Origin of the sequence: Cellulosimicrobium cellulans (assembly GCF_006539945.1) — a bacterium.
Lineage (GTDB): Bacteria > Actinomycetota > Actinomycetes > Actinomycetales > Cellulomonadaceae > Cellulosimicrobium > Cellulosimicrobium cellulans.
Genome location: NZ_BJNZ01000013.1, coordinates 1 through 25,770 on the forward strand (window position 1 = coordinate 1; position 25,770 = coordinate 25,770).

General features: G+C 73.9%; 24 protein-coding genes and 1 riboswitch. Of the genes, 8 read left to right on the plus strand and 16 right to left on the minus strand.

The genetic code is table 11. The annotated features are described in order from the left end of the window. Nucleotides 1-103: 103 nt before the first annotated feature. From CCE02nite_RS11150 to CCE02nite_RS11160, 3 genes are all read right to left on the minus strand, one after another. Nucleotides 104-706, minus strand: coding sequence for a hypothetical protein (locus tag CCE02nite_RS11150; protein WP_141389720.1), 603 nt, complete (start codon nucleotides 704-706; stop codon nucleotides 104-106). A 47-nt stretch (nucleotides 707-753) separates the two neighbouring features. After that, nucleotides 754-2,061, minus strand: coding sequence for an amidohydrolase (locus tag CCE02nite_RS11155; protein WP_141389721.1), 1,308 nt, complete (start codon nucleotides 2,059-2,061; stop codon nucleotides 754-756). A 96-nt stretch (nucleotides 2,062-2,157) separates the two neighbouring features. Next, nucleotides 2,158-2,580, minus strand: coding sequence for a VOC family protein (locus CCE02nite_RS11160; protein ID WP_141389722.1), 423 nt, complete (start codon nucleotides 2,578-2,580; stop codon nucleotides 2,158-2,160). Between the two features lie 143 nt (nucleotides 2,581-2,723). On the opposite strand from CCE02nite_RS11160, the gene CCE02nite_RS11165 reads away from it, so the two are divergent. After that, nucleotides 2,724-3,128 (plus strand): hypothetical protein, encoded by a 405-nt coding sequence (locus tag CCE02nite_RS11165; RefSeq protein ID WP_141389723.1) that lies wholly within the window; start codon nucleotides 2,724-2,726, stop codon nucleotides 3,126-3,128. 67 nt (nucleotides 3,129-3,195) lie between these two features. On the opposite strand, the gene CCE02nite_RS11170 is transcribed toward CCE02nite_RS11165, so the two are convergent. The 3 genes from CCE02nite_RS11170 to CCE02nite_RS11180 form a co-directional block, all read right to left on the minus strand. Then, on the minus strand, nucleotides 3,196-5,070 hold the full coding sequence (locus tag CCE02nite_RS11170) for a lipase family protein (RefSeq protein ID WP_255318807.1): 1,875 nt from the start codon (nucleotides 5,068-5,070) through the stop codon (nucleotides 3,196-3,198). A gap of 69 nt (nucleotides 5,071-5,139) precedes the next feature. Beyond that, on the minus strand, nucleotides 5,140-5,550 hold the full coding sequence (locus tag CCE02nite_RS11175; protein ID WP_141389724.1) for a type II toxin-antitoxin system VapC family toxin: 411 nt from the start codon (nucleotides 5,548-5,550) through the stop codon (nucleotides 5,140-5,142). Further along, the gene (locus CCE02nite_RS11180; RefSeq protein WP_141389725.1) at nucleotides 5,547-5,816 is read right to left on the minus strand and encodes a type II toxin-antitoxin system VapB family antitoxin; all 270 of its coding nucleotides are present in this window, start codon (nucleotides 5,814-5,816) and stop codon (nucleotides 5,547-5,549) included. Before CCE02nite_RS11180 ends, CCE02nite_RS11175 begins: the two co-directional genes overlap by 4 nt. 286 nt (nucleotides 5,817-6,102) lie before the next feature. Between CCE02nite_RS11180 and CCE02nite_RS11185 the strand changes: the two genes are divergently transcribed. Further along, nucleotides 6,103-8,193, plus strand: a complete 2,091-nt coding sequence (locus tag CCE02nite_RS11185; RefSeq protein ID WP_141389726.1) for a glycosyl hydrolase family 28-related protein — start codon at nucleotides 6,103-6,105, stop codon at nucleotides 8,191-8,193. A 137-nt stretch (nucleotides 8,194-8,330) separates the two neighbouring features. Here the strand turns inward: CCE02nite_RS11185 and CCE02nite_RS11190 are convergent, their stop codons facing one another. The 5 genes from CCE02nite_RS11190 to CCE02nite_RS11210 form a co-directional block, all read right to left on the minus strand. Continuing rightward, nucleotides 8,331-8,759: a (deoxy)nucleoside triphosphate pyrophosphohydrolase gene (locus CCE02nite_RS11190; RefSeq protein ID WP_141389727.1), complete on the minus strand. Its 429-nt coding sequence runs from the start codon at nucleotides 8,757-8,759 to the stop codon at nucleotides 8,331-8,333. A 79-nt stretch (nucleotides 8,760-8,838) separates the two neighbouring features. Further along, nucleotides 8,839-9,093: a helix-turn-helix domain-containing protein gene (locus CCE02nite_RS11195; RefSeq protein WP_082140876.1), complete on the minus strand. Its 255-nt coding sequence runs from the start codon at nucleotides 9,091-9,093 to the stop codon at nucleotides 8,839-8,841. Nucleotides 9,094-9,264: 171 nt separating this feature from the next. After that, nucleotides 9,265-9,549, minus strand: coding sequence for a hypothetical protein (locus CCE02nite_RS11200; RefSeq protein ID WP_141389728.1), 285 nt, complete (start codon nucleotides 9,547-9,549; stop codon nucleotides 9,265-9,267). A gap of 106 nt (nucleotides 9,550-9,655) precedes the next feature. Further along, entirely contained in the window at nucleotides 9,656-10,009 is a 354-nt protein-coding gene (locus CCE02nite_RS11205; protein ID WP_170227293.1) for an Hpt domain-containing protein, read from the minus strand. Further along, a complete protein-coding gene (locus CCE02nite_RS11210) occupies nucleotides 10,006-10,401 on the minus strand; it encodes a response regulator (RefSeq protein WP_141389730.1) in 396 nt (131 codons plus the stop codon). Before CCE02nite_RS11210 ends, CCE02nite_RS11205 begins: the two co-directional genes overlap by 4 nt. Before the next feature lie 70 nt (nucleotides 10,402-10,471). Here CCE02nite_RS11210 and CCE02nite_RS11215 point away from each other — a divergent pair, with 70 nt between their 5' ends. From CCE02nite_RS11215 to CCE02nite_RS11225, 3 genes are read left to right on the plus strand one after another with little or no spacing between them, the layout of a single operon-like run. Then, nucleotides 10,472-13,384: a response regulator gene (locus CCE02nite_RS11215; protein WP_141389731.1), complete on the plus strand. Its 2,913-nt coding sequence runs from the start codon at nucleotides 10,472-10,474 to the stop codon at nucleotides 13,382-13,384. A gap of 13 nt (nucleotides 13,385-13,397) precedes the next feature. Beyond that, nucleotides 13,398-13,901 carry a pyruvoyl-dependent arginine decarboxylase gene (locus CCE02nite_RS11220; protein WP_141389732.1) on the plus strand — a complete coding sequence of 168 codons (504 nt, stop codon included), beginning with the start codon at nucleotides 13,398-13,400 and terminating at the stop codon, nucleotides 13,899-13,901. Next, nucleotides 13,898-14,467 carry a hypothetical protein gene (locus tag CCE02nite_RS11225; RefSeq protein ID WP_141389733.1) on the plus strand — a complete coding sequence of 190 codons (570 nt, stop codon included), beginning with the start codon at nucleotides 13,898-13,900 and terminating at the stop codon, nucleotides 14,465-14,467. The genes CCE02nite_RS11220 and CCE02nite_RS11225 overlap by 4 nt, the downstream gene beginning before the upstream one ends. Before the next feature lie 54 nt (nucleotides 14,468-14,521). Here CCE02nite_RS11225 and gcvH read toward each other — a convergent pair whose 3' ends face one another. Genes gcvH through gcvP form a run of 3 tightly spaced genes read right to left on the minus strand, consistent with a single transcriptional unit; the run spans nucleotide 14,522 to nucleotide 19,046 of the window. After that, nucleotides 14,522-14,899, minus strand: a complete 378-nt coding sequence (gene gcvH / locus CCE02nite_RS11230; protein WP_141389734.1) for a glycine cleavage system protein GcvH — start codon at nucleotides 14,897-14,899, stop codon at nucleotides 14,522-14,524. A gap of 38 nt (nucleotides 14,900-14,937) precedes the next feature. Beyond that, nucleotides 14,938-16,212: a glycine cleavage system aminomethyltransferase GcvT gene (gcvT, locus tag CCE02nite_RS11235; RefSeq protein WP_141389735.1), complete on the minus strand. Its 1,275-nt coding sequence runs from the start codon at nucleotides 16,210-16,212 to the stop codon at nucleotides 14,938-14,940. Continuing rightward, the gene (gcvP, locus tag CCE02nite_RS11240) at nucleotides 16,209-19,046 is read right to left on the minus strand and encodes an aminomethyl-transferring glycine dehydrogenase (protein WP_371861921.1); all 2,838 of its coding nucleotides are present in this window, start codon (nucleotides 19,044-19,046) and stop codon (nucleotides 16,209-16,211) included. Before gcvP ends, gcvT begins: the two co-directional genes overlap by 4 nt. Before the next feature lie 281 nt (nucleotides 19,047-19,327). After that, nucleotides 19,328-19,436: riboswitch (glycine riboswitch) on the minus strand. A 150-nt stretch (nucleotides 19,437-19,586) separates the two neighbouring features. Here gcvP and CCE02nite_RS11245 point away from each other — a divergent pair. From CCE02nite_RS11245 to CCE02nite_RS11255, 3 genes are read left to right on the plus strand one after another with little or no spacing between them, the layout of a single operon-like run. Next, entirely contained in the window at nucleotides 19,587-20,474 is an 888-nt protein-coding gene (locus CCE02nite_RS11245; RefSeq protein WP_141389737.1) for an ATP-grasp domain-containing protein, read from the plus strand. A 3-nt stretch (nucleotides 20,475-20,477) separates the two neighbouring features. After that, on the plus strand, nucleotides 20,478-21,767 hold the full coding sequence (locus tag CCE02nite_RS11250; RefSeq protein ID WP_141389738.1) for a glycosyltransferase family 2 protein: 1,290 nt from the start codon (nucleotides 20,478-20,480) through the stop codon (nucleotides 21,765-21,767). Next, a complete protein-coding gene (locus CCE02nite_RS11255; protein ID WP_255318809.1) occupies nucleotides 21,761-22,921 on the plus strand; it encodes a hypothetical protein in 1,161 nt (386 codons plus the stop codon). The genes CCE02nite_RS11250 and CCE02nite_RS11255 overlap by 7 nt, the downstream gene beginning before the upstream one ends. A gap of 6 nt (nucleotides 22,922-22,927) precedes the next feature. Here the strand turns inward: CCE02nite_RS11255 and CCE02nite_RS11260 are convergent, their stop codons facing one another. Next, nucleotides 22,928-24,652: a sensor histidine kinase gene (locus CCE02nite_RS11260; RefSeq protein WP_141389739.1), complete on the minus strand. Its 1,725-nt coding sequence runs from the start codon at nucleotides 24,650-24,652 to the stop codon at nucleotides 22,928-22,930. After that, the gene (locus tag CCE02nite_RS11265) at nucleotides 24,649-25,731 is read right to left on the minus strand and encodes a PIG-L family deacetylase (RefSeq protein ID WP_141389740.1); all 1,083 of its coding nucleotides are present in this window, start codon (nucleotides 25,729-25,731) and stop codon (nucleotides 24,649-24,651) included. Before CCE02nite_RS11265 ends, CCE02nite_RS11260 begins: the two co-directional genes overlap by 4 nt. Between the last annotated feature and the right edge of the window lie 39 nt (nucleotides 25,732-25,770).

Below are 25,770 nucleotides of genomic sequence, written 5' to 3' on the forward strand. Positions count from 1 at the left end.
GCCTCGCGCGACCACGGCTCTACCTCGCGCGACCACGGCTCTACCTCGCGCTACCACGGCTCTACCTCGCGTGACCACGGCTCTACCTCGCGCAACCACCGTTCTACCTCGGCAGCACCGGGGGGTGGTAGGCCGGGCCGGCGAAGTGGCGCAGGGCGGTGTCGAGGTCGCGCGCGACGGGGACGTCGAGGTCGGCCGTGAACGGGACGGTCGACAGCAGGCGCTCGTGCGTGAACAGCTCGGGGAGCACGAGGCGCGCGAGGGGCGACGGGTCGTCGGCGGCATCGGAGCCGGCGCGCGGGCGCCACAGGAGCGAGACGGCGACGGAGCTCGCCGGGCCCTTCGGCATGAGGTGGGTGCTCGCGGGGCGGACGGCGGTGACGTGGACCGCGACGGCCTCCAGCTCGGCCCAGTCGAGCCGCAGGGTGGCGGCGCCGAGCGCCAGGCCGTCGGGGCCGACGGTCGCGGTCCGTCGCGGCGCCCGCACGAAGGCCCGGACGGTCGCGGTGCCCAGGCCGCCGAGGAACGCGACGACGAGCGTCAGGAGCACCACCGCGACCGGGAGGGGCACCCGCACCGACTCCGGGTAGAGCACGACCTGGCGCAGGACGAGCACGGCCGCGGCGATCAGCCCGAGCCCGAGGACGAGGAAGAGCGGCCGCCGCCGGGCGAGTGGCAGGACGAGGGGGCGGTCGCCGTCGGGCACCCAGGCACCCGGTTCCCGCGCGCCGCCGGCGGCTGGGGACGCCGCGCTCACGGGCGGGCGTCGCGGTCGTCGCCCGCGAGCCACTCGCGCGCCGCGGCGACGAGCAGGGCGACGCCCAGGTCGAGCGTGGGCTCCGGTGCCGGGGCGAAGAACGGGGAGTGGTTCGGCGCGACGCCGTCGGGCAGGTTGCCCATGCCCGTCGCGGTCGCGAGGTCGAACGCGGCGAACAGCGCCGGGTCGAACCCGCCGAGGTTCCAGTAGACGAGCGGGACGTCGGCCGCGGTGGCGAGGTCGCCGACGTCCTCGGAGCCCGGCAGCGGGGGCAGCGCGACGACGGCGGGCCGGCCGCCGGCGGCCTCGATGCGCTCGCGCTGCTCGTCGAGCGTGCGCGCGAGGACGACCCGCGTGCGCTCGGCGGCGACGGGGTCGTTCACCATGAGGTCGAACGTCGAGACCTCCTCGTAGTCCGGCGCGGCGGGCGCGCCGGAGGCCGCCGCCTCGGCGTCGACGATGCGGTGGATCGCGGCGAGCACGCGGCGGCGGACGTCGGGCGTGAACGACCGCACGTTGACCAGCAGCTCGGCCGAGCCGGGGATGATGTTCGCCTGGGTGCCGGCGCGCAGGGCACCGACGGTGACGACCGCGGACTCCCCCGCCCCGACCTCGCGCGACACGACGCCCTGGAGCCGCATGACGGTCGCGGCCGCCATGACGACGGGGTCGACCGTCGACTCCGGGCTCGACCCGTGCCCACCCTTGCCGTGCAGGGTGACCCGGAACGAGTCGGTGGCGGCCATCGCGGGCCCGGCCGTGAGGTTGACGACGCCGACCGGGAGCGGCATGACGTGCTGACCCAGGACCACGTCGGGCCGTCCGCCCGTGCAGTCGTAGAGGCCGTCGGCGACCATGGCACGCGCTCCCCCGCCCACCTCCTCGGCGGGCTGGAACACGACGACGAGCGTCCCCGTCCACGTGTCGAGGTGAGCGGCGAGCTCGGCCGCGGCGCCGAGCAGGCACGTGACGTGGACGTCGTGCCCGCACGCGTGCATCGTCCCGGACTCGTGCCCGTCGGGCGTGGTCGCGGTGTCCGTGGACGCGTACGACAGGCCGGTGCGCTCGGTGACGGGGAGCCCGTCCATGTCGGCGCGGAGCAGGACGCGCGGGCCGCCGCCGTTCGCGAGGACGCCGGCGACGCCCGTCCCGCCCAGGCCCTCGTGGACCTCGTAGCCCCACGAGCGCAGCCGCTCGGCGACGATGCCCGCGGTGCGGTGCTCCGCGAATGCGAGCTCGGGGTGCCGGTGCAGGTCGGTGTAGACGTCGGTGAGCTCGGCGGTCGTGAGGGGGGTCGCGGTCATGCACGCATGATCGCGCGACCCGTGGCCGGGGGCGAGCTCGGGCCCGTGGTCGCACGACAGCCCGGGAGGGCCGGGTCGTGCGCCGAGCGGGCGCCGTCACCCCACGAAGACGCAGAACGGGTGCCCGGCCGGGTCGGCGTAGACGCGCAGCGGCTCCTCCGGGTCGTCGGACCGGTCGTGGAGCAGGCGCGCCCCGAGCGCGAGGGCGCGCTCGTGCTGCCGGTCGAGCTCCGCGACGTACGGCACGGTGCAGTCGAGGTGGATCTGCTGCGGGACGCCGTCGTCGGGCCACGTCGACGGCGGGAGCGTGCCGACCTGCTGGAACGCGAGCTGGACCCCGTCCGGCGCGGCGCGCAGCACGAGCCAGTCGGCACCCGCCGGGTCCGGCTCGCCGGCCGGTGGCGGCTCGTCGCCGGCGCGGTACTCGAGCCCGAACAGCGCGCGGTAGAACTCCGCGAGCGCACGGGCGTCGGTCGTGTCGAGCACGACCTGGGCGATCCGGGGAAACACGTCGGCCACGGCGACCACCTCCGCTCGCCACCGTCGCCCGGCGCGCGGGCGCTCGCAACGCGCCGTGATCCCTTCCGAGGGCCTTCTCCGGTCACCACCCGGCGGCCGGGGCTAGGCTCGCGCAGCAAGGCACCAGCGCGGGAGGGGACCGCATGACCGACCAGGACGCGCGGCTCGCGCGGCACGTCGCCGAGGCGGCGGACGCGTGGCTCCGCGACCCGCTCGACGCGGGCGTGTACCGGCGCCTCGTCGACGCGACGCTCGCATGGCGTGCGGGCGGCGGCCGCGTGGTGCCGGGCACGGCGGCGGCACCCGCCCCGGTCCCGACCGACGCTCCGCGAACCGGGACCGGGGCGGGTGCGGCGCCCGGCGGGGCCGACGACCCGGACGACGACGCGCGCTACCTCCGCCCCGAGCGCGCGCCGCGCGCGGTGGGCAGCACGCTCGCGGACGTCGCGAGCATGCTGCGCGCGCGGGCAGGCGCCGCCACCTCGGAAAGCAAGCCCTCGACAGAAGAATCGCAAGAACGCGACGACCGGCCCCTGACAGGGGCATAAGGCGAGGTCATGACGCGCATCCTCGTCACCGGTGCCGACGGCGGCCTGGTCGCCCCCTGAGGGCTGGTCACCCCGCGGCGCAGGTGGGAGTCGGCGGCTCGCCCGCCAGGCGCGCCTCGGTCCACCGCACGAGGTCGGGGGCGAGCGGGGAGTCGGCCTGCACGAGCCCGACGTGGTCCCGCCCCTGATACGTGCGGTAGTCGACGGGCTGCCCGGCGGTGCACCGCGCGCCGACGTACGCCTCCTGCGCCGTGGGGAGGATCAGCGTGTCCGACGTCCCCTGGGCGACGAGGAGCGGCGCAGCGACCGGACCCGTCGGCACGTTCTCGGCCAGGCGCTCGCCCAGCGGGCCGGTCGCCGGGTCGGTCGTCCACAGCGGCTGGTCCATCGACAGGGCCTCGGCGACAGAGACGAGCGCGCCCGGCTCCGACAGGCAGCGCGACGCCATCTCCCGCACGACGAACCGCGCACCCGGGCGGACGTACCCCGCCGCGTCGCTGTCCGGGTAGATCGCGTCGTACGCCTCGACGACGAACGACGCGAAGATGCTGCCGCCGGTGACGCTCTCCAGGTGGGACACGAGGCCGGTGAGGTCGCTCGCCGGCGCGAGCGCGGCGACGCCCACGAGCGGGACGTCGGGCGCGTACTCCGGGGCGACGGCCCCGGTCCACAGGGCGGCGTGGCCGCCCTGCGAGTGGCCCCAGACGACGGTCTGCTCGCCGAGCGTCGCGCCGTCCAGCTCGCGCGCCGCGCGCACGGCGTCGAGGACGGACCGCGCCTCGCCCTGGCCGACGAGGTACGGGTGGGGGCCGTCGGTCCCCAGACCCACGTAGTCCGTGGCGACGAGCGCCCAGCCGTGCGCGAGGACGTCGTCGAGCAGGAAGAACGCGCCGGACTCGAAGGGCTCGTCGAGGACGGACGGTGCGCAGCCGCGCGCGGAGCCCGTCGTGCCGTGGGCCCACGCGATCACGGGCGACGCGGCATCGTCCCGGACGGCGTCCGGCACGACGACGATCCCGCTCGCCACCGCGGGCTCGCCCTCGTCACGGGTGGTCGTGTAGAGGATGCGCCACGCCGTCGCGCCGTCGGGGATCTGCCGCGTGAACGGCTCGGCGCGCACGAGGCGGCCGGGCTCGTCCGGGACCGACGCGGGCGGGTCGTAGAACGCGTCGACCTGCGGCGCCGCACGGTGCAGACCGACGCTGACGGCTGTGAGCGCCCCGGCCCCGACGACCGCGAGGACCGCGCCGACGAGCGCGACCCGGCCGTGGCGTCGAGGCCCGGACGGGTCGGGCGCTGCGAGCGCGCCGCCCGCGTCGACGGGCACGGCGCCGTACGTGGCGCCGGACGGTCCCGCCTGCGCGCGAGCACGGCGGACCCCGGCGACGAGGAGGCGGACGCCGAGGACCACGACGCGGACTCCGAAGACCACGGCGACGACGAGCACGGTGACGTCCGGCCACGCGAGGGCCAGGACGCCCAGCACGACCGAGGCCACCCCGAGCGCCAGGCGCGTCCACCGGTCGACGCCGACCGACCCCGCCCCTTCGAAACCGTCCAGGACGCCCGCGACGACGAGCCCGACGCCGACGAGGACCGCGACGACGACGATCGACGGCGCCGGCCACACGACGACCGCGACCGCGAGCGCCAGGAACACCAGCCCGCGCACGACGTGCGGCCACCGCGGGGCTCGCGGTGCGCCGGGACCGGGCTCGTCGCCCCGGTCGGGCGAACGACCGGCGACGAGCTCCGTGACACCGAGGACGACCGCCCCCACGACGACCGCGACCACCAGCAGCGCGAGCGACGCGAACGGCCGCAGGACGACGGCCGCGCCGACGAGCGCGCACACGACCCCGAGCGCGACGGAGACCCACGGCGGGACCCTCTCCCCCGCGGCGGCGGCGGACGCGCGCATCTTGGCTCCGAAGCGGCTCACGCGGCGAACGTACCGGGCGCGGTGCCTGTCCGCGCGCCGTCCGAGGTCGAGCGCGGAGCGCGACCCTGCTCAGGCGGGCGGTGCGGCTTCGTGCGCGGGCCGCAGGTCGGTGCGCGAGAAGTCGTCGCCGACGAAGAGGAGCCGGTCGCGCGTCGCCGCGGCCAGCGCGTACGCGAAGCAGTCCCCGAGGTTGAGCCGCGCGGGGTGCCCGCTCCCCCGGCCGAACTCGCGGTACGCCTCGCGGGCGATCTCGGCGTGCTCGGCCGTGAACGGCTCGACCTCGATCCCGTACAGCTCGAGGAGGGCGTCGAGCCGGCGACGTTGCGCCGGGGACGACCGGTTGTCGAGTACTGCGTAGAGCTCGACGAGGGTCGGGGCGGCCATGCGCGGACGGCTGGCGGCGAGCAGGATCTCGGAGAGCGTGTCGGCACCCGGCTCGTCCAGGACGACCGCGACGAGCGCCGACGTGTCGACGATCACCGAGGGAGACCGCGCTCGTCGTAGAGCGACGCCTCGGCGGCACGCACGCTCTCGACGTCGAGGTCGACGCGGATCTCGTCGAGGAGCCGGGCGATCTCGGCGCGTCGGGCGGCGACGGCCTCGTCGCCCCTCGACCGGGACTCGAGCACCTCGTCGAGACGGTGCTGGACCGCCTCCTCGATCGCGCTCGTCTGCGACTGACCCGTGGTCTCCGCGAGCCGGCGCACCAGCGCGTGGGTGCGCTCGTTCTTGATGTTCAGGCTCATGGGTACCTTTCTACCGTGGCAGCACCGCTCGTCTACCTAGGGTAGATACCATCGCCGCCGATGTCTACGGCTCGCGCCCTCCCGGCGGACAGGCAGGCTCGCGCACGCAAGAATTGAACTGTGCTCCGCAATATCACGACAGAGCCTTGTGCTCAGGACGACGGCACTCTAGTGTTCGGCACGAACGACCCTGCGCGGAGGTGCGACCGTGCAGCGGGCCGGAGGGACAGCACGCCCTCCGGTGAGCACGGAGGCGGACCGCCTCCCGAGAGAAGACGGGTCAACGATGATTCGCAGCACGAACCACCCCGCGGCGCGGCGGCGCGCCCGGGTCGCCGCCGCCGCGGCCGTCGCCCTCACGCTCGTGGCGGGCACCGCGTCGTCGGCCCTCGCCCACGGCAAGCCCCAGCCCCCGGCCCCCGCGGTCGTGACGCGCGCCGCCGTCGACCCGGCGCTCGTCGAGGGACGCGGCGCCACCGTCCCGTTCCTCGAGCAGGAGGCGGAGAACGCCGTGACGACGGGGACCGTCATCGGGCCCGGCCGTGACGCCTACACGATCGAGGCCGAGGCGTCGGGTCGCTCGGCCGTCCGGCTCGCGGCGGGGCAGAACGTGGAGTTCACCCTCCCCGCGGACGCGAACGCGATCACGGTCCGGTACTCGATCCCCGACTCCCCCACGGGCGGCGGGATCACGTCGCCGCTCGACGTGTCGGTCCTGCGCCAGGGCAAGAAGGTCGGGGTCGACCGGCGCATGACCCTCACGTCGGCGTACTCCTACCTGTACAACCAGTACCCGTTCACCAACGACCCCACGGCGGGCCTCCTCCAGCCCGGCTGGTGGGTCACCGAGTGCGCGTGCGTCCCCGCGGAGACGACGCCGACCCCGACGTTCGAGAAGCCGTTCCGCCCCATGAAGTTCTACGACGAGCAGCGGCTGCTGCTCGGCCAGACGTACAAGAAGGGCGACGTCGTCCGGCTCACGGTGCCCACGCGCGGCGCGGCGGCGTGGACCGTGGTCGACCTGCTCGACTCCGAGAAGGTCGCGCCGCCGAAGGTGCGCCTGCTCGCCGCGAACGCGCTCCTCTTCGGGGCGGACCCCACCGGCCGGCGCGACTCCGCCGATGCGATCGACAAGGCGATCGCGTTCGCCAAGAGGCACCGGCTCGAGGTGTACGTCCCGCCGGGCGTCTACCAGGTGAACCGGCACATCGTCGTCGACGACGTGACCATCCAGGGCGCCGGGAGCTGGTACACGATCTTCACGGGCAGGGAGGTCGCGCTCGACACGCCCGCCCCCGACGGGTCCGTGCACACCGGGGTCGGGTTCTACGGGAGGTACGCCGACGAGGGCGGCAGCAGGAACGTGCACCTGCGCGACTTCGCGATCGTCGGGGACGTGCGCGAGCGCGTCGACACCGACCAGGTCAACGGCGTCGGCGGCGCGCTGAGCGCCTCGTCGATCTCCGGGCTGTACCTCCAGCACACCAAGGTCGGCCTCTGGTTCGACGGGCCGATGGACGACCTGCGCGTGGAGAACACCGTGATCGTCGACCAGATCGCCGACGCGCTGAACTTCCACGGGGGCGTGACGAACTCGGTCGTGCGGAACAACTTCGTCCGGAGCACGGGCGACGACGGCCTCGCCCTGTGGTCCGAGAAGCTGGCGAACAGCGGCAACGTGCTCGAGCGGAACACGATCCAGTCCAACACTCTCGCCAACGGCATCGCGGTCTACGGCGGCACGGACAACACCGTCCGCGCGAACCTCGTCGCCGACCCGGTGCGCGAGGGCAGCGGGCTGCACGTCGGGTCGCGGTTCGGGGCGGAGCCGTTCGCGGGCTACCTCCACCTCACCGACAACACGGCGGTCCGGGCGGGCACGTACGAGCTCAACTGGAACATCGGGCTCGGCGCGATCTGGTTCTACGCACTCGACCGCGACATCGACGCCGACGTCCGCATCACCGGCGACCACTACCTCGACAGCACGTACAACGCGATCATGCTGGTCTCCGACTGGGGCGTGAAGGACCAGGTCGCGATCGAGGGCGTCGCCTTCAAGGACGTGCGGGTCGACGGCACCGGGACGTCGGTCGTGAGCGCGCGCGTGCGCGGCGGGGCGTCGTTCGACAACGTCGACGCGCGCAACGTCGGCTGGGCGGGCGTGAACAACTGCGGGGCGTTCACCTTCCCGGACGGCGGCACCGAGTTCACGCTCACCGACCTCGGCGGCAACGACGGCACGTCGCTCAGCCCGTGGGAGCCGGGCACCGTGAACTGGCTCGGGAGGTTCGTGCCCAACGCGCCGAGCTGCGACGACCGCCCGCCGGTCGTCGCTCCCCCGGCGCCGTCCCCCTGGGTCCAGCCGATCGGCTGACCCCACCCCGATGAGTGCATGGAATAGTCGCGGTCGGATCGATTCGGCCGCGACTGTTCCATGCACTCACGGACGGGGTGGCGGGAAGGGTCCTCGACACCTCACGACGTCGGCACGGGGTGCCGGTCGGACCGCTGTCAGACCGCCTCGGCCGCCACCTGGCGCGCGAGCGCCTCGACGATCCGCACGTCGGCGTCGAGCCACGGCACGGTCAGCCAGCTCCCGGCGTCGAGCCAGGTCAGCTCGTCGTGCTCCACGAGGGGCTGCGGCTCCCCCGCGGTGATGCGGGCGAACCACAGGCGCATGACGTGCCGGTCCGTGATGATCCACGTCCCGTGGTCGGGCCCCACGAGCTCGTCACCGAGATCGACGGCGACGCCCAGCTCCTCGCGCAGCTCGCGGTGCAGCGCCTCCGTCGGCGTCTCTCCGGGGTCGACCTTGCCCCCGGGAAACTCCCACCGACCTGCGAGGTGCGACGGTCGTGACCGGCGCGCGCTGAGCAGGAGCCGCGGAGCGACGAGATCGTCGACGATCGCCGCGGCCACCACCAGTCTGCGCAGAGTCATACGCGGAGTGTCGCACGGCGTCGTGTCGTGCGGGTGACACGGTCACGCCCACGGCCCGGCAGGACCGTCGAGCCGTCGGTCAGCGCAGGCCGGCCGCCCGCGCCCAGGCCACGGCCTCGGCGCGCGTCGAGACCCCGAGCTTGCGGTAGAGGCTGCGGACCTGCGACTTGACCGTGTTGCGCGTGACGAAGAGCTTGGTGGCGATCTGCTCGAGCGTGACGTCCTCAGACAGGTTCGACAGGACGACCCGCTCACGGCGGGTCAGCGGGGCGATCGGCGTGGCGATCAGCTCCGACGGGGCCGCCATGGGGCGGACCAGCTCGATAGTGCTCATGTTCTCCTCCAGGTGCTCTCCGGGCACGTCATCCCCACGTGGCGTAGTTCCGGTGTGGTGCTACATGAAGAGATGGACCAGGAGCCGATTCATGACGCGACTTCTCGCGGCGAGTTTCAGGACGTCCGTCCCGAGCCGGGCAGAACGCCGCCTTCGCGGCGTTCGTGCAGGTCAGGCGGCGTGCTCGTAGGTCAGGAGCAGCAGTGCGACGGCGGTGAAGTCCTCCACGGACGACGTGGGACGCGTCACGACGCTCACGCTCATCTGCTCGACGGTCGGGACCATGCCCTGGGCGAGGTCCTCCTGCAGCGACCGCTCGACGGCGTCGCTCAGCGCCGCCATGGCCTCGTCGACCGTCTGCCGGGGACCTGACGAGAGATAGGTCGGCGTCGGGACGCGGGACGCGCGGCGCGCCGACGTCGTCAGGTGCTGAGGAGACGTCACGGTGTCGATCATGGGTTACCCCCTGCGAGTCCGGGGGACCTTCCCCCGACATCTCCCACACTCGGGGCCGGTCCTCGGGGGAACCCCACGGCTGCCGCAGGAGAACCTCAAGATTCCCTCAAGACTCCGGGCTCGCGTCGTTCCCGGGCTCTCCGGTCAGCTCGCGCAGCCGGCGGAGCGACGGAGCGACGGAGGGCAGGTCGTCCGACCGCAGCGTCCTCTCGAGAGCGCGCGCCTCCTCGGTGGTCTCGTCGTCGCCGAACGTGCCCGCGGACCCGGCGATCGCGTGGCAGAGCGCCGCGGCGGCGAGGACCGCCTCGGGCGACGCGCTGCCCGCACCGCCCGGACCGATACCCAGCAGACGGGAGATCTCGTCGACGCGCGCCGCGTTGCGGGCCCGGGCCCGCCGCCGGAGCACGGTCAAGGCCTCGTCCAGCTCGTCCCCCACGTCTCCCCCGGCATCGGCGGTCACGGGTTCCACCCCAGGAGCGCCCCCAGCCGAGGGCCGAGGTCGAGGACGTCGAACGGCTTCGTGATCACACCGGCAGCGCCCAGCCCGTCGAGCCGCGAGATCTCCCCCGCACCCACCTTGGCGGTGAGGAAGACGACCGGCACGTCCCGCAGGCTCGGCCGCGCCCGCAGCTCCGCGAGCACGGTCGGACCGTCGACCACGGGCATCATGACGTCGAGCAGGATCGCGTCCGCGCCGACCCGCTCCGCGAGCGCCGTACCCTCCTCGCCGTCCGCGGCGACGTGCACCTCGTATCCCCCGACCACGCGCAACGCGAGCTCGACCACCTCGCGGATCGAGGGGTCGTCGTCGATCACGACGACCCGCCGACGGACCTCCCCCTCCTCGCTCATCACCCCGACGCTAGTGCAGAGGCGCCGGCCCGGCAGCGCACGGCAGCAGGCCGTCGCCTAGGCTCGGCGCATGGAGCAGCAGCGGGCCGGTACCGGTGCGCGCGATCCCTTCGTGCGCTGGTGCTGGGTCGTCGGCGTCGCACTCGCCGTCCTCGTGGTGGTCCTCGCGAGCCCGCTCGACGCGTCGACCCGGCGAGGCATCGCGCAGCTCTCGCTCGTGGGGGCCGGTGCGATCGCCGCGGCGAGCTGCGGCTGGCGCGCCGCGCGCTCCACCGGCCGGCGCCGCCAGGCGTGGAGCCTGCTCTCGATCGGCGGCGCGGTCGGTCTCGTCGGGAACGTGTACGCGGGGGTGATCGGCGACCCCACGACGGGAGACGTCGCCTACATCGCCGCTCTGCTCCTCGGAGTGGTCGGCCTCGCCTTCTTCCCGACGGTGCGCCCCCGCGGCAAGGAGATCGGCCGCATGCTGCTCGACAGCGTGGTCGTCGGCGGCTCGGTCCTCTACATCGCTCTGTACGCCGTCACGCTGCGCGACGTGGGTACGCAGGAGCCGGGGTCGGCGGCGCTGACCGCCTACCTGCTCCCGGTCGTCGACGCGCTGCTGGCGACCTTCGCCGTCCTCGTCCTCACACGCTCGAGCGCGTCGGAACGCGTCCCCCTCGTCCTCGTCGGCACGGGATTCGTCCTGTACGCGGTGGCCGACGTCGCGTTCGCGCTGCTGTCCGCGGACGGGTCGTTCACGTTCGGCAGCCCCGTCGACGTCGGCTGGGTGGGCGGCTATCTCATGATCGCGCTCGCCGCCCGCCATCGCGCAGCGTCGGGGAGCCCGGTGGCACCTCGACCGGCGGAGGGTTCCGCGGTGCTCGGCACCACGGTGACCTTCTGCCTGTTCCTCGGGGCGGCGCTCGTCCGCGTCGCGCAGAGCGCGGACGGGGTCTCCTGGCTCTCGAACCTGCTGTGGGTCGTCGTGCTCGTCGCGGTCGTCGCGCGGCAGATCCTCGTGGTCGCGGACAACGAGTCGCTGCTGCACGGCCTCGAGCGCCGCGTCGAGGAACGCACCGCGCAGCTCAGGGCGCTCGCCAGCGAACGCGCGCGGACCCTCGAGTCCGTCGCGGACGGGATCTACGGCGTGGACCCCGACGGGCGGGTCACGTTCGTCAACGCCGCGGGCGCCCGGACGCTCGGCGCGAGCCCCGAGTCCCTCATCGGGCACGAGGCCCACGCCCTGTTCCACGCCCCGGACGCCGACGGGCTGCCGTACCCCCTGGCGACGTGCTACATCACGGAGGCGGTCCGGGACGGAGTCACGGCCGTCGCGGAGGACGACGTCTACCGCCGCCCCGACGGCCAGGACGTGCCGGTCGAGGTCACGGCGAGCCCGCTGCGCGACGACGGTCGCATCCTCGGTGCCGTGGTGGTCTTTCGCGACGTGACCGACCGACGGGAGGTCGAGCGGCTGAAGGACGAGTTCGTGTCCATCGTGAGCCACGAGCTCCGCACCCCGCTCACCTCGATCCGCGGTGCGCTCGGGCTGCTCGACAGCGGTGCCCTCGGCGAGCTGCCCGACGCGTCCGCACGGATGGTCCACGTCGCCCGCTCGAGCAGCGACCGTCTCAGCCGCCTCGTGGACGACATCCTCGACATCGAGCGCATGGACTCCGGGACGACCCCGCTCGAGCACGCGGACCACGACCTCGCTCAGCTCGTGGCGACGGCCACGGACCAGGTCAGGATGCTCGCCAGCGACGCCGGGGTCGAGATCGTCCAGCAGGACACGGACTTCCTCGTGCACGTCGACGCGGACCGGGTGGTGCAGATGCTCACCAACCTCCTGGGCAACGCCGTGAAGTTCTCGCCACCGGGCTCGACGGTCCGCGTCTCCGCCCGGACGCGGGGCGACCTCGTCGAGCTCCGGGTCGACGACGAGGGTCGGGGCATCCCTCCGGACAAGCTGGAGGCGATCTTCCGGCGCTTCGAGCAGGTGGACGCCTCCGACTCGCGCGAACGGGGCGGCAGCGGGCTCGGGCTCGCGATCTCGCAGAGCATCGTCGAGCGGCACGGCGGACGCATCTGGGCCACGAGCGAGGGGAACGGCACCGGCTCCTCCTTCTACGCGACGCTTCCGTTGTCGGCCCTCCCCGCCTCGCCCCCGACGACGCCCGACGACGACGAGCCGGCCGCCGTCCCGACGATCGGGCAGCCGCGCGTCGTCGTGGTCGACGACGACGCCTACGTCGTCGACGTCCTGCGCGCCGTCCTCGAGTCGCGCGGCTACGAGGTCATCGGGGTCACGGAGGGCGCGCACGCCTTCGACGCCGTCGAGGCCGCCCGGCCCGCCGCCGTCGTGCTCGACCTCGCCATGCCCGGTCGGGACGGCCACGACGTCCTGCGCCGGATACGTCAGTCCGTGGCGACGGCGGACGTCCCCGTCGTGATCGTCTCGGGCTCCCGACCGGCGCAAGCGGAGACGACGGCGAGCCTGGCCGACGGATGGCTCGTCAAGCCGGTGGGGCCCACCGAGCTCGAGAGCACCGTCCGCGACGTCATCGCGCTGCGGCCCCACCACGCGCGCGTCCTCGTCGTCGAGGACGACCCGGAGCTCGGCGAGGTCCTGCGGACGCTGCTCCAGGGGGCCGGGCTCGTCGTGACCCTCGCCCGGAGCGTCGGGGAGGCCCGTGCGTCGCTCGCGACGGACGACGAGCCCGCGCTCGTCGTGCTCGACCTCACGCTGCCCGACGGCGGCGGGCGCGAGCTGGTCGCCTCGCTCCGGCAGGACGGCCACCTGCGCCGCATCCCGCTCGTGGTCTACAGCGGCGCGCGGCTCGACCCTCGCGCGCAGGACGAGCTCCGTCTCGGGCGTACCGTCTTCCTCCGCAAGGAACGCACGACACCCGAGGGGCTCCTGGAGTCGGTGCTGGACCTCCTCGACACCGCGGTCGGGAGGCCGGGCGCGGGTGACGGCGACGAAGAGCACGAGAACTGAGGACGGAGAAGCGATGACGGGCGACGGACCCACCATCTTCGTGAGTCAAGGGACAGGTACGGGGCGCACGGAGCTCGCGGCCTTCGACGCGGCGCTCGTGGACGCCGGGGTAGGTGACTTCAACCTGGTCCGGCTGAGCTCCGTGGTGCCCCCGGGCTCGCGCGTCGTCGAGGTGGACCGCCTCGACGAGCACTACGGCGGTCACGGCGACCTCCTGTACTGCGTGTACGCCGAGGCGCACTCGGTGATGCCCGGGCACGAGGCCTGGGCCGGCATCGCCTGGTCGCTGCGGGACGACGGGACCGGAGCCGGGCTGTTCGTGGAGCACGAGGCACCGTCCCGTGAGCAGCTCGACCTCGACCTCACGCTCAGCATCGAGGACCTGTCGGCCTCCCGGGGGAACAGGTACGCGCCCGCCGGGCGTCGGATCGTCGGCGTCCGCTGCGAGTCGCTGCCCGTGTGCTCCGTGGTGGTCGCCGCCTACCGGCGCGAGGGCTGGGGCGGTGAGGGTCGATGACGACGACACCGGCGGCCGGGTCCGGTCGCGCCCGGGTCACGTTCGAGGAGATCGTCGACGCCGAGCTCGCCGAGCGCTTCTGGGAGCTGTACCTCGCGGCCTTCGAGCCGCTGCGGACGCGCGCGGCCGCCCGGCACGTGCTGCACCGCGAGGAGTTCGACGAGGAGATGAGCGACCCGCGGGTCCTCAAGCTTCTCGCCCATGACCACGACGGGACCGCGGTCGGGCTCACCACCCTGGCGACCGACCTCGCGGCCGTACCCTGGGTGAGCCCCGAGTTCTTCGCGGCGCGGTACCCCGAGCACGCCGCGCGGGGCGCCGTCTGGTACATCGGCTTCACGCTCGCCCACCCGGGTCGCCGAGCCAGCCGGACGTTCATGGACATGATCGACGCGCTCGTCGCGCACCTCGCCGCGCACCGCGTCGTGTGCGCGTACGACGTCTCGCGGTTCAACGACGACTCGCTCCGCTTCGCGGAGAACCTGCGCCGTCATCTCGAGCGGACGCAGGACGTCCGGGTCGAGACGGTCGACCAGCAGACCTACTACGCCACGACGTTCCGCTGATCCTCGCGGCGTGCGGCTCGTGCCGGGGCGGTCCTCACCGCCCCGGCACGGGCGTCAGCTCCCGACGTGCGCCGCGTACTGGTCCGGGGTGAGCAGGTCGCCCGTCTCGACGACGTCGACCTTGAACAGCCAGCCGTCCGTGTACGGGTCGGAGTTCACGACCGCCGGGTCGTCGATCGCGGCCTGGTTCACCTCGACCACGGTCCCCGTCACGGGCGAGAAGAGCTCCGACACGGACTTGGTGGACTCGACCTCGCCGATGACGCTGCCCGCGGTCACCTCGGAGCCCACCTCCGGCAGCTCGAGGTAGACGATGTCACCGAGCGCCTCGGCGGCGGTCGCCGTGATGCCGACGACGGCCGGGTTCGAGCCGTCGATCCACTCGTGCTCCGCCGTGTACTGCAGGTGGGCCGGGAACTGGGCCTCGGTCATGGGATTCTCCTTCGAGCTCTCTGGGACGGCTGGGCAGGTCAGGACTGCTGGGGACGACGGTAGAACGGGAGCGGCACGACCACCACGGGCTCCGCGCGGCCGCGCACGTCGACCGCGAGCTCGGTGCCCTCCGCCGAGAGCTCCGGCGTCACGTACGCGAGCGCGATCGGGTAGCCCAGCGTCGGCGAGGGCGCCCCCGAGGTCACGGTGCCGACCCGGCGCGCGGACTCCCCCACCGCTCCCCCGGGCTCGGCGTCGGTGAGCACGACGGCGTAGCCCGCCCGGGCGGGACGGCGCCCCAGGCCCTTCAGGCCGACGAGCACGCGCGCGGGCGCGGACGCCCGGCGCGCCGCGAGCGCCGCCCGACCGACGAACTCGAGCGGCGTGCCGTCGTCGGCGACCTTGTCGAGCTTCACCACGCGACCGAGTCCCGCCTCGTACGGCGTGGTCGTCGTGTCGAGCTCGTGCCCGTACAACGGCATGCCCGCCTCCAGGCGCAGCGAGTCGCGCGCGGACAGGCCCGCCGGGACGAGGCCCAGCGGCGCGCCGGCCGCGAGCACCGTGCGCCACAGGTCCGCGGCACGGTCCGCCGGCACGAACAGCTCGAAGCCGTCCTCCCCCGTGTACCCGGTCCGCGCGACGAGCGCGTCGACCGGACCGGCGTCCGTCGACAGCGCGAGCGGGACGGCCGCGTAGTACTTCAGGTCGCGCACGGCCCGGGCGGCGTCCGAGCCCGCCGCGTCCGTCCCGGGGGCGTCCGTGCCGACGGCGCCCGTCAGGCCGACGACGATCTCCTCCGCACGGGGGCCCTGGACCGCGACGAGCGCGGTGCCCGCCCCCTGGTCCGTGACGGTGGCGTCGAAACCCGCGGCGCGGGCCACGAGCTCGCGTGCGACGAGGTCCGCGTTCCCCGCGTTCGCGACGACGAGGAAGCGCTCCGCACCCAGCCGGTACACGACGAGGTCGTCCAGGACCGCACCGTCCTCCTGGCAGATCATCGTGTAGCGCGCCCGGCCGGGCGCGACGGCGGTGAGGTTGCCGACGAGCGCATGGTCCAGCGCGGCCGCCGCCTGCGGTCCGGCGACCTCGATCTCCCCCATGTGCGAGAGGTCGAACAGCCCCGCGGCCTCACGGACCGCGCGGTGCTCCGCGAGGTCGGACGTGTAGCGCAGCGGCATCAGCCAGCCGCCGAAGCTCGTGAGGTTCGCGCCCAGCGCGACGTGCTCGTCGTGCAGCGGGCTGTGCCTGTCGGTCGGGCTGTCGGCGGGCTGCTCGACGGGCTGGTCGGCGGGGTGGTCGATCGGGTCGGTCATGCGAGGTCTCCCGTCACGTAGGACTCCACAGGCGGGCACGAGCACACCAGGTTGCGGTCGCCCCGCGCACCGTCGATGCGGCGCACCGGCGGCCAGTACTTCCCGGACCGCAGGCTCGCGACCGGGTACGCCGCGAGCTCGCGCGAGTACGGCTTGTCCCACGTCTCCGCGACGAGCGCCGCCGCCGTGTGCGGGGCGCCGCGCAGCGGGGACTCCTCGACGGCCCAGCGGCCTGACGCGACCGCGTCGATCTCGCCGCGGATCGCGATCAGAGCGTCGACGAACCGGTCGAGCTCCGCCAGGTCCTCGCTCTCGGTCGGCTCGACCATGAGGGTGCCCGCGACCGGGAACGACAGGGTCGGCGCGTGGAACCCGTAGTCCATCAGCCGCTTCGCGACGTCCTCCGCCGTCACGCCGGTCTCCGCCGTGATCGGTCGCAGGTCGAGGATGCACTCGTGCGCGACCAGGCCGTTCGGCCCGGTGTAGAGCACCGGGTAGTGGTCGGCGAGGCGGCTCGCGACGTAGTTCGCCGTGAGGACGGCGGTCTTCGTGGCCTCGGTGAGCCCGTCCGGACCCATGAGCGCGACGTACGCGTACGAGATCGGCAGGATCCCGGCCGACCCGTAGCGCGTCGCCGAGACGGGCGTCGCGGTGGACCCGCCCGGCGCGAGCGGGTCCCCGGGCAGGAACGGGACGAGGTGCTCGGCCACGGCCACCGGGCCGACGCCGGGTCCTCCCCCGCCGTGCGGGATGCAGAACGTCTTGTGCAGGTTCAGGTGCGAGACGTCGCCCCCGAACTCGCCCGGGCGTGCGAGGCCGACGAGCGCGTTGAGGTTCGCCCCATCGATGTACACCTGACCACCAGCCTCATGTACGAGGTCGCAGACCTCGCGCACGTGCTCCTCGTAGACGCCGTGCGTCGACGGGTAGGTGATCATGATCGCCGCCACCCGCGGGCCGTGGTCGGCCAGCTTGGCGCGCAGGTCGTCGAGGTCCACCTCGCCGCTCTCGGCCGTCCTCACCACGTCGACCTTCAGACCCGCCAGGGCCGCCGACGCCGCATTCGTCCCGTGCGCTGACGCGGGGATGAGGCACACGTCGCGGGCCGTGTCGCCGCGCGACACGTGGTAGTCGCGGATCGCCAGCAGGCCCGCGAACTCGCCCTGCGAGCCCGCGTTCGGCTGCACCGACACCCCCGCGTAGCCCGTGATCTCCGCGAGCGCGGACTCCAGGCCGCCGATGAGCTCCTCGTAGCCCCGCGCCTGGTCGGCGGGCACGAACGGGTGGAGGTCCGCGAACTCCGGCCAGGAGATCGCCTCCATCTCCGCCGTCGCGTTGAGCTTCATGGTGCACGAGCCCAGCGGGATCATCGTGCGGTCCAGCGCGAGGTCCTTGTCCGAGAGGCGCCGCAGGTAGCGCAGCATCGAGGTCTCGGAGCGGTGCAGGTGGAAGACCGGGTGCTGCAGGTAGCTCGTCTCACGCCGGAGCCCGGCCGGCAGAGCGTCCGTGGTCCCGGCGGCGGGGGCCGCCCCGTCGCCGATGCCGAAGGCCTCGAGGACTGCAGCGAGGGCCCGGGGAGTGGTGGTCTCGTCGCAGGCGATCTGTACATGGTCCACGTCGGGGTTGTACAGATTCACGCCTGCGGCCGCCGCGGCAGCGACGACGGCCTCGGCGCGGCCCGGGACGACGGTGCGGACGGTGTCGAAGAAGGCGTCGTGCTCGACGGTGACGCCGCCCGCGCGCAGGGCGCCCGCGAGGGCCGTGGCGTGCGCGTGGGTCCGCTCGGCGATCGCGCGGAGGCCGTCGGGGCCGTGGTAGACGGCGTACATCGACGCCACGATGGCGAGCAGTGCCTGCGCGGTGCAGATGTTGCTCGTCGCCTTCTCCCGGCGGATGTGCTGCTCGCGCGTCTGGAGCGCGAGGCGGTAAGCGGTGTCACCGTCGGCGTCGATCGAGACGCCCACGAGGCGACCGGGGAGCGAGCGCTCCAGGCCCTTGCGCACGGCCATGAAGGCCGCGTGCGGGCCACCGTAGAAGAGCGGGACGCCGAACCGCTGAGCCGAGCCCACGGACACGTCGGCGCCGAGCTCACCGGGCGAGACGAGCAGCGTCAGAGCCAGCAGGTCGCTCGCGACGGTGACGAGCGCGCCCGCGTCCTTGGCCTCCGCGACGACGGGGCGCCAGTCCACGACGCGTCCCGACGCCCCGGACTGCTGGACGACGACGCCCACGAGCTGCGCGTCGTCGTCCACCCCGGCGGGGAAGGCCCCTGCGGCGCGGGCCGCGGCGAGCCCCGCGTCCAGGCCGCCCGACAGGTCGGCCACCACCACGGGCAGGCCGACGGCGTGCGCGCGACCGAGCGTCACCGCGAGCGTCTGGGGGAAGAGGTCGGCGTCGAGGGCCACGTAGCCGCTCTTCGCGCGCGACGCCCGCCACATGAGGGCGACGGCCTCGGCCACCGCGGTCGCCTCGTCGAGGAGCGACGCGTTCGCGACGTCCAGGCCCGTGAGGTCCTCGACGACCTGCTGGAAGTTGAGGAGCGCCTCCAGACGACCCTGCGAGATCTCCGGCTGGTACGGCGTGTACGCGGTGTACCAGGCGGGGGACTCGAGGACGTTGCGGCGGATCACCGGGGGAGTGACGGTGCCGTAGTAGCCGAGCCCGATCATCTGCGTCTTGACGACGTTCTTGCCGGCCAGCGCGCGCAGGTGCTCCAGCACCTCGGCCTCGGTGCGCGCCGCGGGCAGGTCGAGCGGACGCTCGGAGCGGATCGACGCCGGGACGGCCGCGTCGACGAGCGCGTCGAGCGAGGCGTAGCCGAGCTGGTCGAGCATCGCCCCGACCTCCCGCCCGCGAGGGCCGAGGTGGCGCGGCGCGAACGCGCCGGACGCGGCGTTGTGCCGTGAGCTGGGGTCGAAGGACTGCTGGGTCACGAGGGACTCCCGGTGGAGGGGACGACGGCGGGTCCCTCCCCGCTCTGTCATCGGACGCACGCGTCGACCTGAGAGTTTTGCCGGTCCGCCGTGCCACGAGGGCCGGGGCGCGCCGACTTGCACCGTCGGTGGGCCGAGGCCGCCGGAGGTCCGACGAGCGCACGGCCGCTTTCCAGAGTTGCCTCACCCCGACGGTACGTGAGCCTGAGAGATTCCCGGGGAGGAGTTGCTCCTTCGGCGCCGGCGCCCGGTCGTGAGGACCGTGGTGCCGAGCTCTCCCGTCGTGGTTCGGGCGGCACGGCGGCCCCGTCGCCGACGACGGCGCGCAGGACCACCGGTGAAGCGTGAAGTTGTGAGGCTCATCGTACCGGTCGCCGACCTGAGCCAGCACCGCGTGGTCGTGGTGCTGCGGGTCGCGGAGCCTCGCCGTACATTCGGACGATGGGGGAGCGTCGCACGGTCGTCGTCACCGGTGCAGCAGGCCCGGCGGGGCGAGCCCTGGGGGCCCAGCTCGCCCGGCGGCCCGACGTGCGTGCGGTCGGCGTGGACCTCACGCCCCGAGCCGTCCCCGGATTCGAGCACGTGGACCCCGTCCCTGCCGCGGGCGAACCCGCCTACGATCGTGCGACCCTCGAGCTCGTCCGACGGTACGAGGCCGACCTCCTCGTCCCGTCGGTCTCGGAGGAGCTGGCGCACCTCGCCGTGCTCGCCGAGGCTGCCGGACTGACGGGCAGGGTCGTCGTGGCCGGACCTGGCCCGACGGCGACCGCCGCCGACAAGCTCCTGACGATGCTCGCTCTCGACCGACAGGGCATCGAGGTGCCCCGTCACGCGGTCGCGGACGCCCTGGACTCCGCCGCCCAGGCTCTGGACTGGGCGGCGGGCCCGGTGGTCGTCAAGCCGCGGGTCGCGCGCGGAGGGCGGGGCGTCCACGTCGTGGAGGACGCGCGCGACCCGGTGTGGGCGACGCTCGACGCCTCGTGGATCGTCCAGTCGTTCGCGCCGGGACCGGAGTACTGCCCCCAGGTGTACCGGTCCCCGACGACCGGCGAGACACAGGTCGTCGTCCTCGAGAAGACCGGCCGCAAGCAGGGTCGGGTCGGCAACGCGACGACCGTCACGCGCCTCCCGGAGGGCGACGCCGCCGACGTCGCCGACGTCGCGCGCGCCGCGACCGAGGCACTCGGGCTCGTCGGGCCGCTCGACATGGACGTTCGTCGGCTGGGTGACGGGACCCCGGTCGTCCTGGAGGTCAACGCGCGCTTCGGCGCGGTGTCCGCGTCCGCGCCCGAGCTGCTCGACGCGGTGCTCGGCGAGTGGCCGGCCTGAGGGATGCCGACCGTCGTCACCGGTGTCGCCACCGCACTGGTGCTCGTCCTCGGCGCGACGCTCCTGGTCGTCGGGCTCGTCCGCCTCGTCCTCGTCCCGTTCGCGCTCGTCTTCGAGGCACGCCGCCGTCGCGAGGTGCCGGGCCCCGCCGGTCTGGGTCCCACGTGGCGCGAGCCCCCGCTCGTGTCCGTCGTGGTGCCCGCGTTCGACGAGGCCGTCGTCATCGACAACTGCATCCGCTCGTTGCTGCGGAGCGACTACCCCCGCTTCGAGGTCGTGTGCGTCGACGACGGGTCCCGCGACGACACGTACGACAGGATGCGGCGGCTGGCCGAGGCGCACGAACGCGTGCGCGCCGTGCGGCAGGAGAACGCGGGCAAGGGCGCCGCCCTCAACAGGGGCATCGCGCTCGCGCGCGGAGAGGTCGTGCTCCTCGTCGACGCCGACGGCGTCTTCCGCCCCGACACGATCACCCGGTTGCTGCGCGGGTTCCGCGACCCGACCGTCGGCGCCGTCTGCGGGAACGACCGACCCGTCAACCTCGACCACGTGCTGACCCGGTTCCTCGCCCTCGTCAGCCATGTCGGCACCGGGCTCATGCGGCGTGCGCTCGACGTGGTCGACTGCCTCCCGGTCGTGTCGGGGAACGTGGGTGCCTTCCGCCGAGAGGTGCTCGAGCGCACGGGCCCCCTGCGGACCGACACCCTGGGGGAGGACCTCGAGCTGACGTGGCGCGTGCACGGGGCGGGCTACCGCGTGACCTTCGCACCCGACGCCCTCGTCCACGCCGAGTCGCCGTCGACCGTGCGCGGGCTGTGGCGACAGCGCGTGCGGTGGGCACGCGGCCTGCTCCAGGTGTCGGCGCTGCACCGGCGGATGATCGGCAACCTCCGGTACGGGCGCTTCGGGGCGTACCTCCTCTACAACACCGTCGCGCAGGTGTCAGGCCCCTTCCTCCAGATCCTCGCCCTGCTCGCGCTCTGCGTCCTGGTCGTGGTCGAGGGCACAGGCTGGCTGCCCCCGTCGTGGTGGGAGTGGGTCCTGTTCCTGGGGATCCCGCTGTCCTTGGCGCTCCTGCTGCTCGCGGTCCTCCTCGACCGCGCACCACGGGACCTCCGGTACCTGTGGACGGTGCCGCTCTGGCCGATCTACTCCTCGCTGATGACACTGGTCATGATGGAGGCGACGCGCCTCGAGGCGTCCGACGCGGAGGGACGATGGGACAAGCTGGAGAGGACCGGCACCGTGTCGGTCCCCGGGCTGCGCGCCGACGACGACCCTGGCTCGTGCTGATCGCGGTCCCGGTGGTCGCGGTGCTCGTGCTCGCGGTGGTCCTGGCGCGCCCGTGGGAGGCGTCCGTCCCGCCGATGCGGGCCGCGGTCCCGCCCGAGGACCTGCGTTCGGTCAGCGTCGACTTCGGCATCGTCGCGGACCCGGACACGGACTGGTCGTCGATCGACCAGCACCTCGACCGAGCCGGCGTGAACGCCGTCGAGCTCAACGCCGGCCGGGTGGAGTACACCGCGTTCGACTGGGACGACCACCCGGACGCTGCGGCCGAGCCGGGCACGGACCACCTCGCGGTGGCTGCACGCGCCCTGGGGCAGGGTCCTGACGGAGCGCGCCGGGACGTCGGCCTCATCGTCGACGCGTACGTCCCGCGCTGGCTCGAGCAGGACCCGTCGCTCGCGGGCAGGTCGCCGGACGGCCAGCCGGCGGAGTACCAGGCCTCGGCGAGCGCTCTCGCGAAGGGACCCGTGGGTGACAGGCTCGTCGACTACGTCGTCGAGCTGGGGCGGCGGTACGAGCCCGCGCAGATCTCCGTGACCGAGCTCTTCCTCGACCGTTACACCTTCGGGGACGACGACCTGGCGCTCTACCGCGAGATGACCGGAGCGCAGGACTGGCCTCGCGACGAGTCGGGAGCGGTCGAGGAGGACGCGCCGGAGCTCGGGAGCTGGAGGTCCGACGTGCTCGCCGGGCTCCTGACGCGCATGCGGACGGGGCTCGACGAGGTCCAGCGAGGCGACACGGCACGGGTCGCGCTCTCCATGGAGGTCCGCGTCGACTGGGACGACCTCGCCCGCGGCGTCCCGAGCAGCGGACACGACTACGAGGTGCTGCTGACGGCCGTCGACCGGCTGACCGTCTGGGCGTACTTCCAGCCCAGCGGGCGGGACGTCAGCAGCGTCGAGGCGTTGACCGCGGCGCTCGCGGGAGCCGGGTTCGACATGTCACGCATCACGGTGTCGGTCGGCCTGTGGGCGGGGAGCTCCGCGAGCACCGCGCGCATCTCGCCGGAGGTCATGGCGCGAGCCGCCACGCTCGCGGCCACGAACGGGGTGCGGGCGGTCAACGTGACCCCGCTGTCCTTCATGACGGACGAGCACTGGAGCGCGCTGGCCTCGGTCTGGCACCCGGACGCGGGCGAGGACCCGACGCCGTAGCGCCTCCTACGGCGCATCCGGTCCCGGCGGAAGGTCCGGCAGGAGCACGTCCACCTGGGTCCCGCGGCCCGGCTCGCTGGCGATGGTCAGGCTGCCGCCGTGCTCGTCGACGACGGTCTGCACGAGGGACAGGCCGAGACCCACGCCGCGCACGCGGCGGCGGACCGTGTCCCGCGTCCGGTAGAAGCGCTCGGTGAGGTGCGCGAGCTCGTCCGCCGGGATGCCCGTCCCGTGGTCGACGACCCGGACGCGGACGCGACGGGTGGGTCCGTCGTCGTGCTCGCGCGTCACGCTCACGCGCACCTGGCTACCGGGCGGGCTGTGCTTCACGGCGTTGGTGAGCAGGTTCTCCACGACCTGCCCCAGCCGGCGCGCGTCGGACCGCAGGGGGACCTCGGGGTCGCCGTCCGCGACGATCTCGACCTCCGCCTGGTCCGCGACGGGCCGGTCGGCCACGACGACGTCACGGACCACGCGGACCACGTCCAGCTCCGTGGGCAGGAGGGAGAAGGCTCCGGAGACCACCTGTGCGCTGGTGAGCAGGTCCTCGACCAGCGTCTGGAGCTGGTGGGCGTTGCGCCCGACGACCTGGAGGTAGCGCTGCTGCTCGTCGTCCAGGGCCTCGGGACGCATGCCGAGCAGCTCGACGTACCCGAGGATCGACGCCAGCGGCGTCCGCAGCTCGTGGCTGACCAGGCCGATGAACGCGTCCTGCTCCTGCTCCGACTCGTAGCGCCGCGTGATGTCCGTCGCGACGAACAGGTAGCCCGCCGGGAGCTCGGGCGCGGCACCCGCGAGCGCCGGCCTCCGGGTCACGACCACCTCGAGCCGACGACGTGCGCCGTCGGGCAGCGTGTAGTCGCGCTCGTGCACCTCGGTACCGCCGTGCGCGGCGGCACCGACGGTCGTCGCGAGAACCGGTGGTGCGGCGCCGTCCGGGGCCCCGCCCCCGCTCGTCGCGGGCGGTTCCGCGCCGAGGAGGCCGACGACGTCCCGCCCGACGAGCGTGCTCGCACCCAGGCCGAGGATGCGCTCGGCGCCCGTGTTGGCGGACACCACCCGTCCCGCGACGTCGGTGGCGAGGAAGGCCTGCTCGGTCGCAGCGGCGAGGATCCCGGCCAGGGTGTCACGCGAGTCGCGGAGCCGCTCTGCCGTCGCGACCAGGTCGTCCCGGGCGTGTGCCAGCTGGACGGCCTGGCCCCGCGCGAGCGTCACGATGCCGTGGATGCCGAGCGCGAGCGTCGCGAGGATGAGGAACGTGACGACGGCGTGCAGGACCGGCTGCACCCGGCCGATGTCCGCGACGACCGGCACGAGGAGGACCACGGCGGCGCCCGCGAGCCCGATGGTGGGGCCGACCGATCCGGGCCGGAGCGCCAGGCTCGCGAGGGGGAGGACGAGCAGGATGTCGAGGGTCGCCGCCGGCAACCCGGCCCCGGCGTCGAGCAGGGCGATCGCGAGCATCTGGGCGAGCGAGCACGCGAAGCGCCACGAGACGGGCCACGTCTCCCAGCGACCGAGCGCCGCGACCACGAGCACCCCGGCCGAGAGCACGACCGCCGCGACCAGCAGCGCCGGGCGGGCCGGCTCCACCATCCACCACAGCGCCACGGCGGCGATCACCACGGAGAGCGTGATCGGCAGCTGGCGCAGCGCGACGGCGTCCTCGTCCGCCCAGCCGAGCCGCAGGACCGGGTACCGCTCGCCGAGCTCCGTGGGCGGCGCGCTCACCGTCCGCCGCCCACCCCATGACCCGAGTCGGCCCCCTGCCCGTCGACCGCCGGTGCGGCGTGGACCGCGTCAGGGTGCGCGAGCGTCTCGCTGGCGCGGACGGTCTCGAGCGGCTCTGCGTCGCGGGCCGGGCTGAACCTCGACCAGTACCGCGCGGTGGCCCGCACCACGTCCGGCTGCATGTACTCGCGGTGCGACTGGGACGCGAACGCGGCCAGCATCTCCAGCTTCGTGTCGACGAACCCGTCGACGTCGACGAAGCGGTTGGGTGCGAACTCGACCGTCGAGGAGGGGCTCTGGAAGCACCACAGCCCCGGGACCGCTCGCGCGGCGATCTGGACCGCCTCGTGCACGGCCCGGTGGTCCTGGTGGCGGTCGTGGATGCCGTGGGTGTAGATCCGGGTCGGGCTGACGTCACGGACGACGTCCTCGATCGCGGTGATCATCCCGGCCGCGGGGTCGAGCCTCGTGTCCGGGAAGTCGAGGTGCACGAGGCGCGCACCGACGACGGCGGCCGCCGCGGCCGCCTCGGAGCGTCGAGCCGAGGTCTCGCCACCGACCGCGCCGCCGGAGAGGACGAGGGTCACGATCTGGTCGCCCGCGGCGGCGTGCGCGGCGAGCGTGGCCCCCACCCCGATCTCGACGTCGTCCGGGTGCGCTCCGACGGCCAGGACGCGTTGCCGGGTCGCGGAGCGCAGGGCCCGGGCCTGCTGCGCGAGCCGGGTCGCACGCCGGACGAGCTCCTCCGTGACCACCGGCTTCACGAGGAAGTCGTCCGCGGACTCGCGCAGCGCGCTGATCGCGTGGTCGACGGTGGGGTAGGCGGTGACGATCATGACGCGCATCGCCGGGTCGATCGCCCGGGCCTCGGGCAGGAGGTCGAGCCCGGAACGGCCCGGCAGCTGGATGTCGCTGACGAGCACGTCGTAGCGCTGCCGCCGTAGCGCCGCGACGGCCTCGTCGACCGACTCGACGGAGTCCACCGACATCTTGCCGTAGCGCTCGAGCGTGATCCGCAGGAACTCCGCCGTGTCGCGGTCGTCCTCGAGGACGAGCACGCGGTACTTGTCTTCGGACACGCTTCCCCCTCTGCCGTGGCGGCCTTCCGACGACGCTAC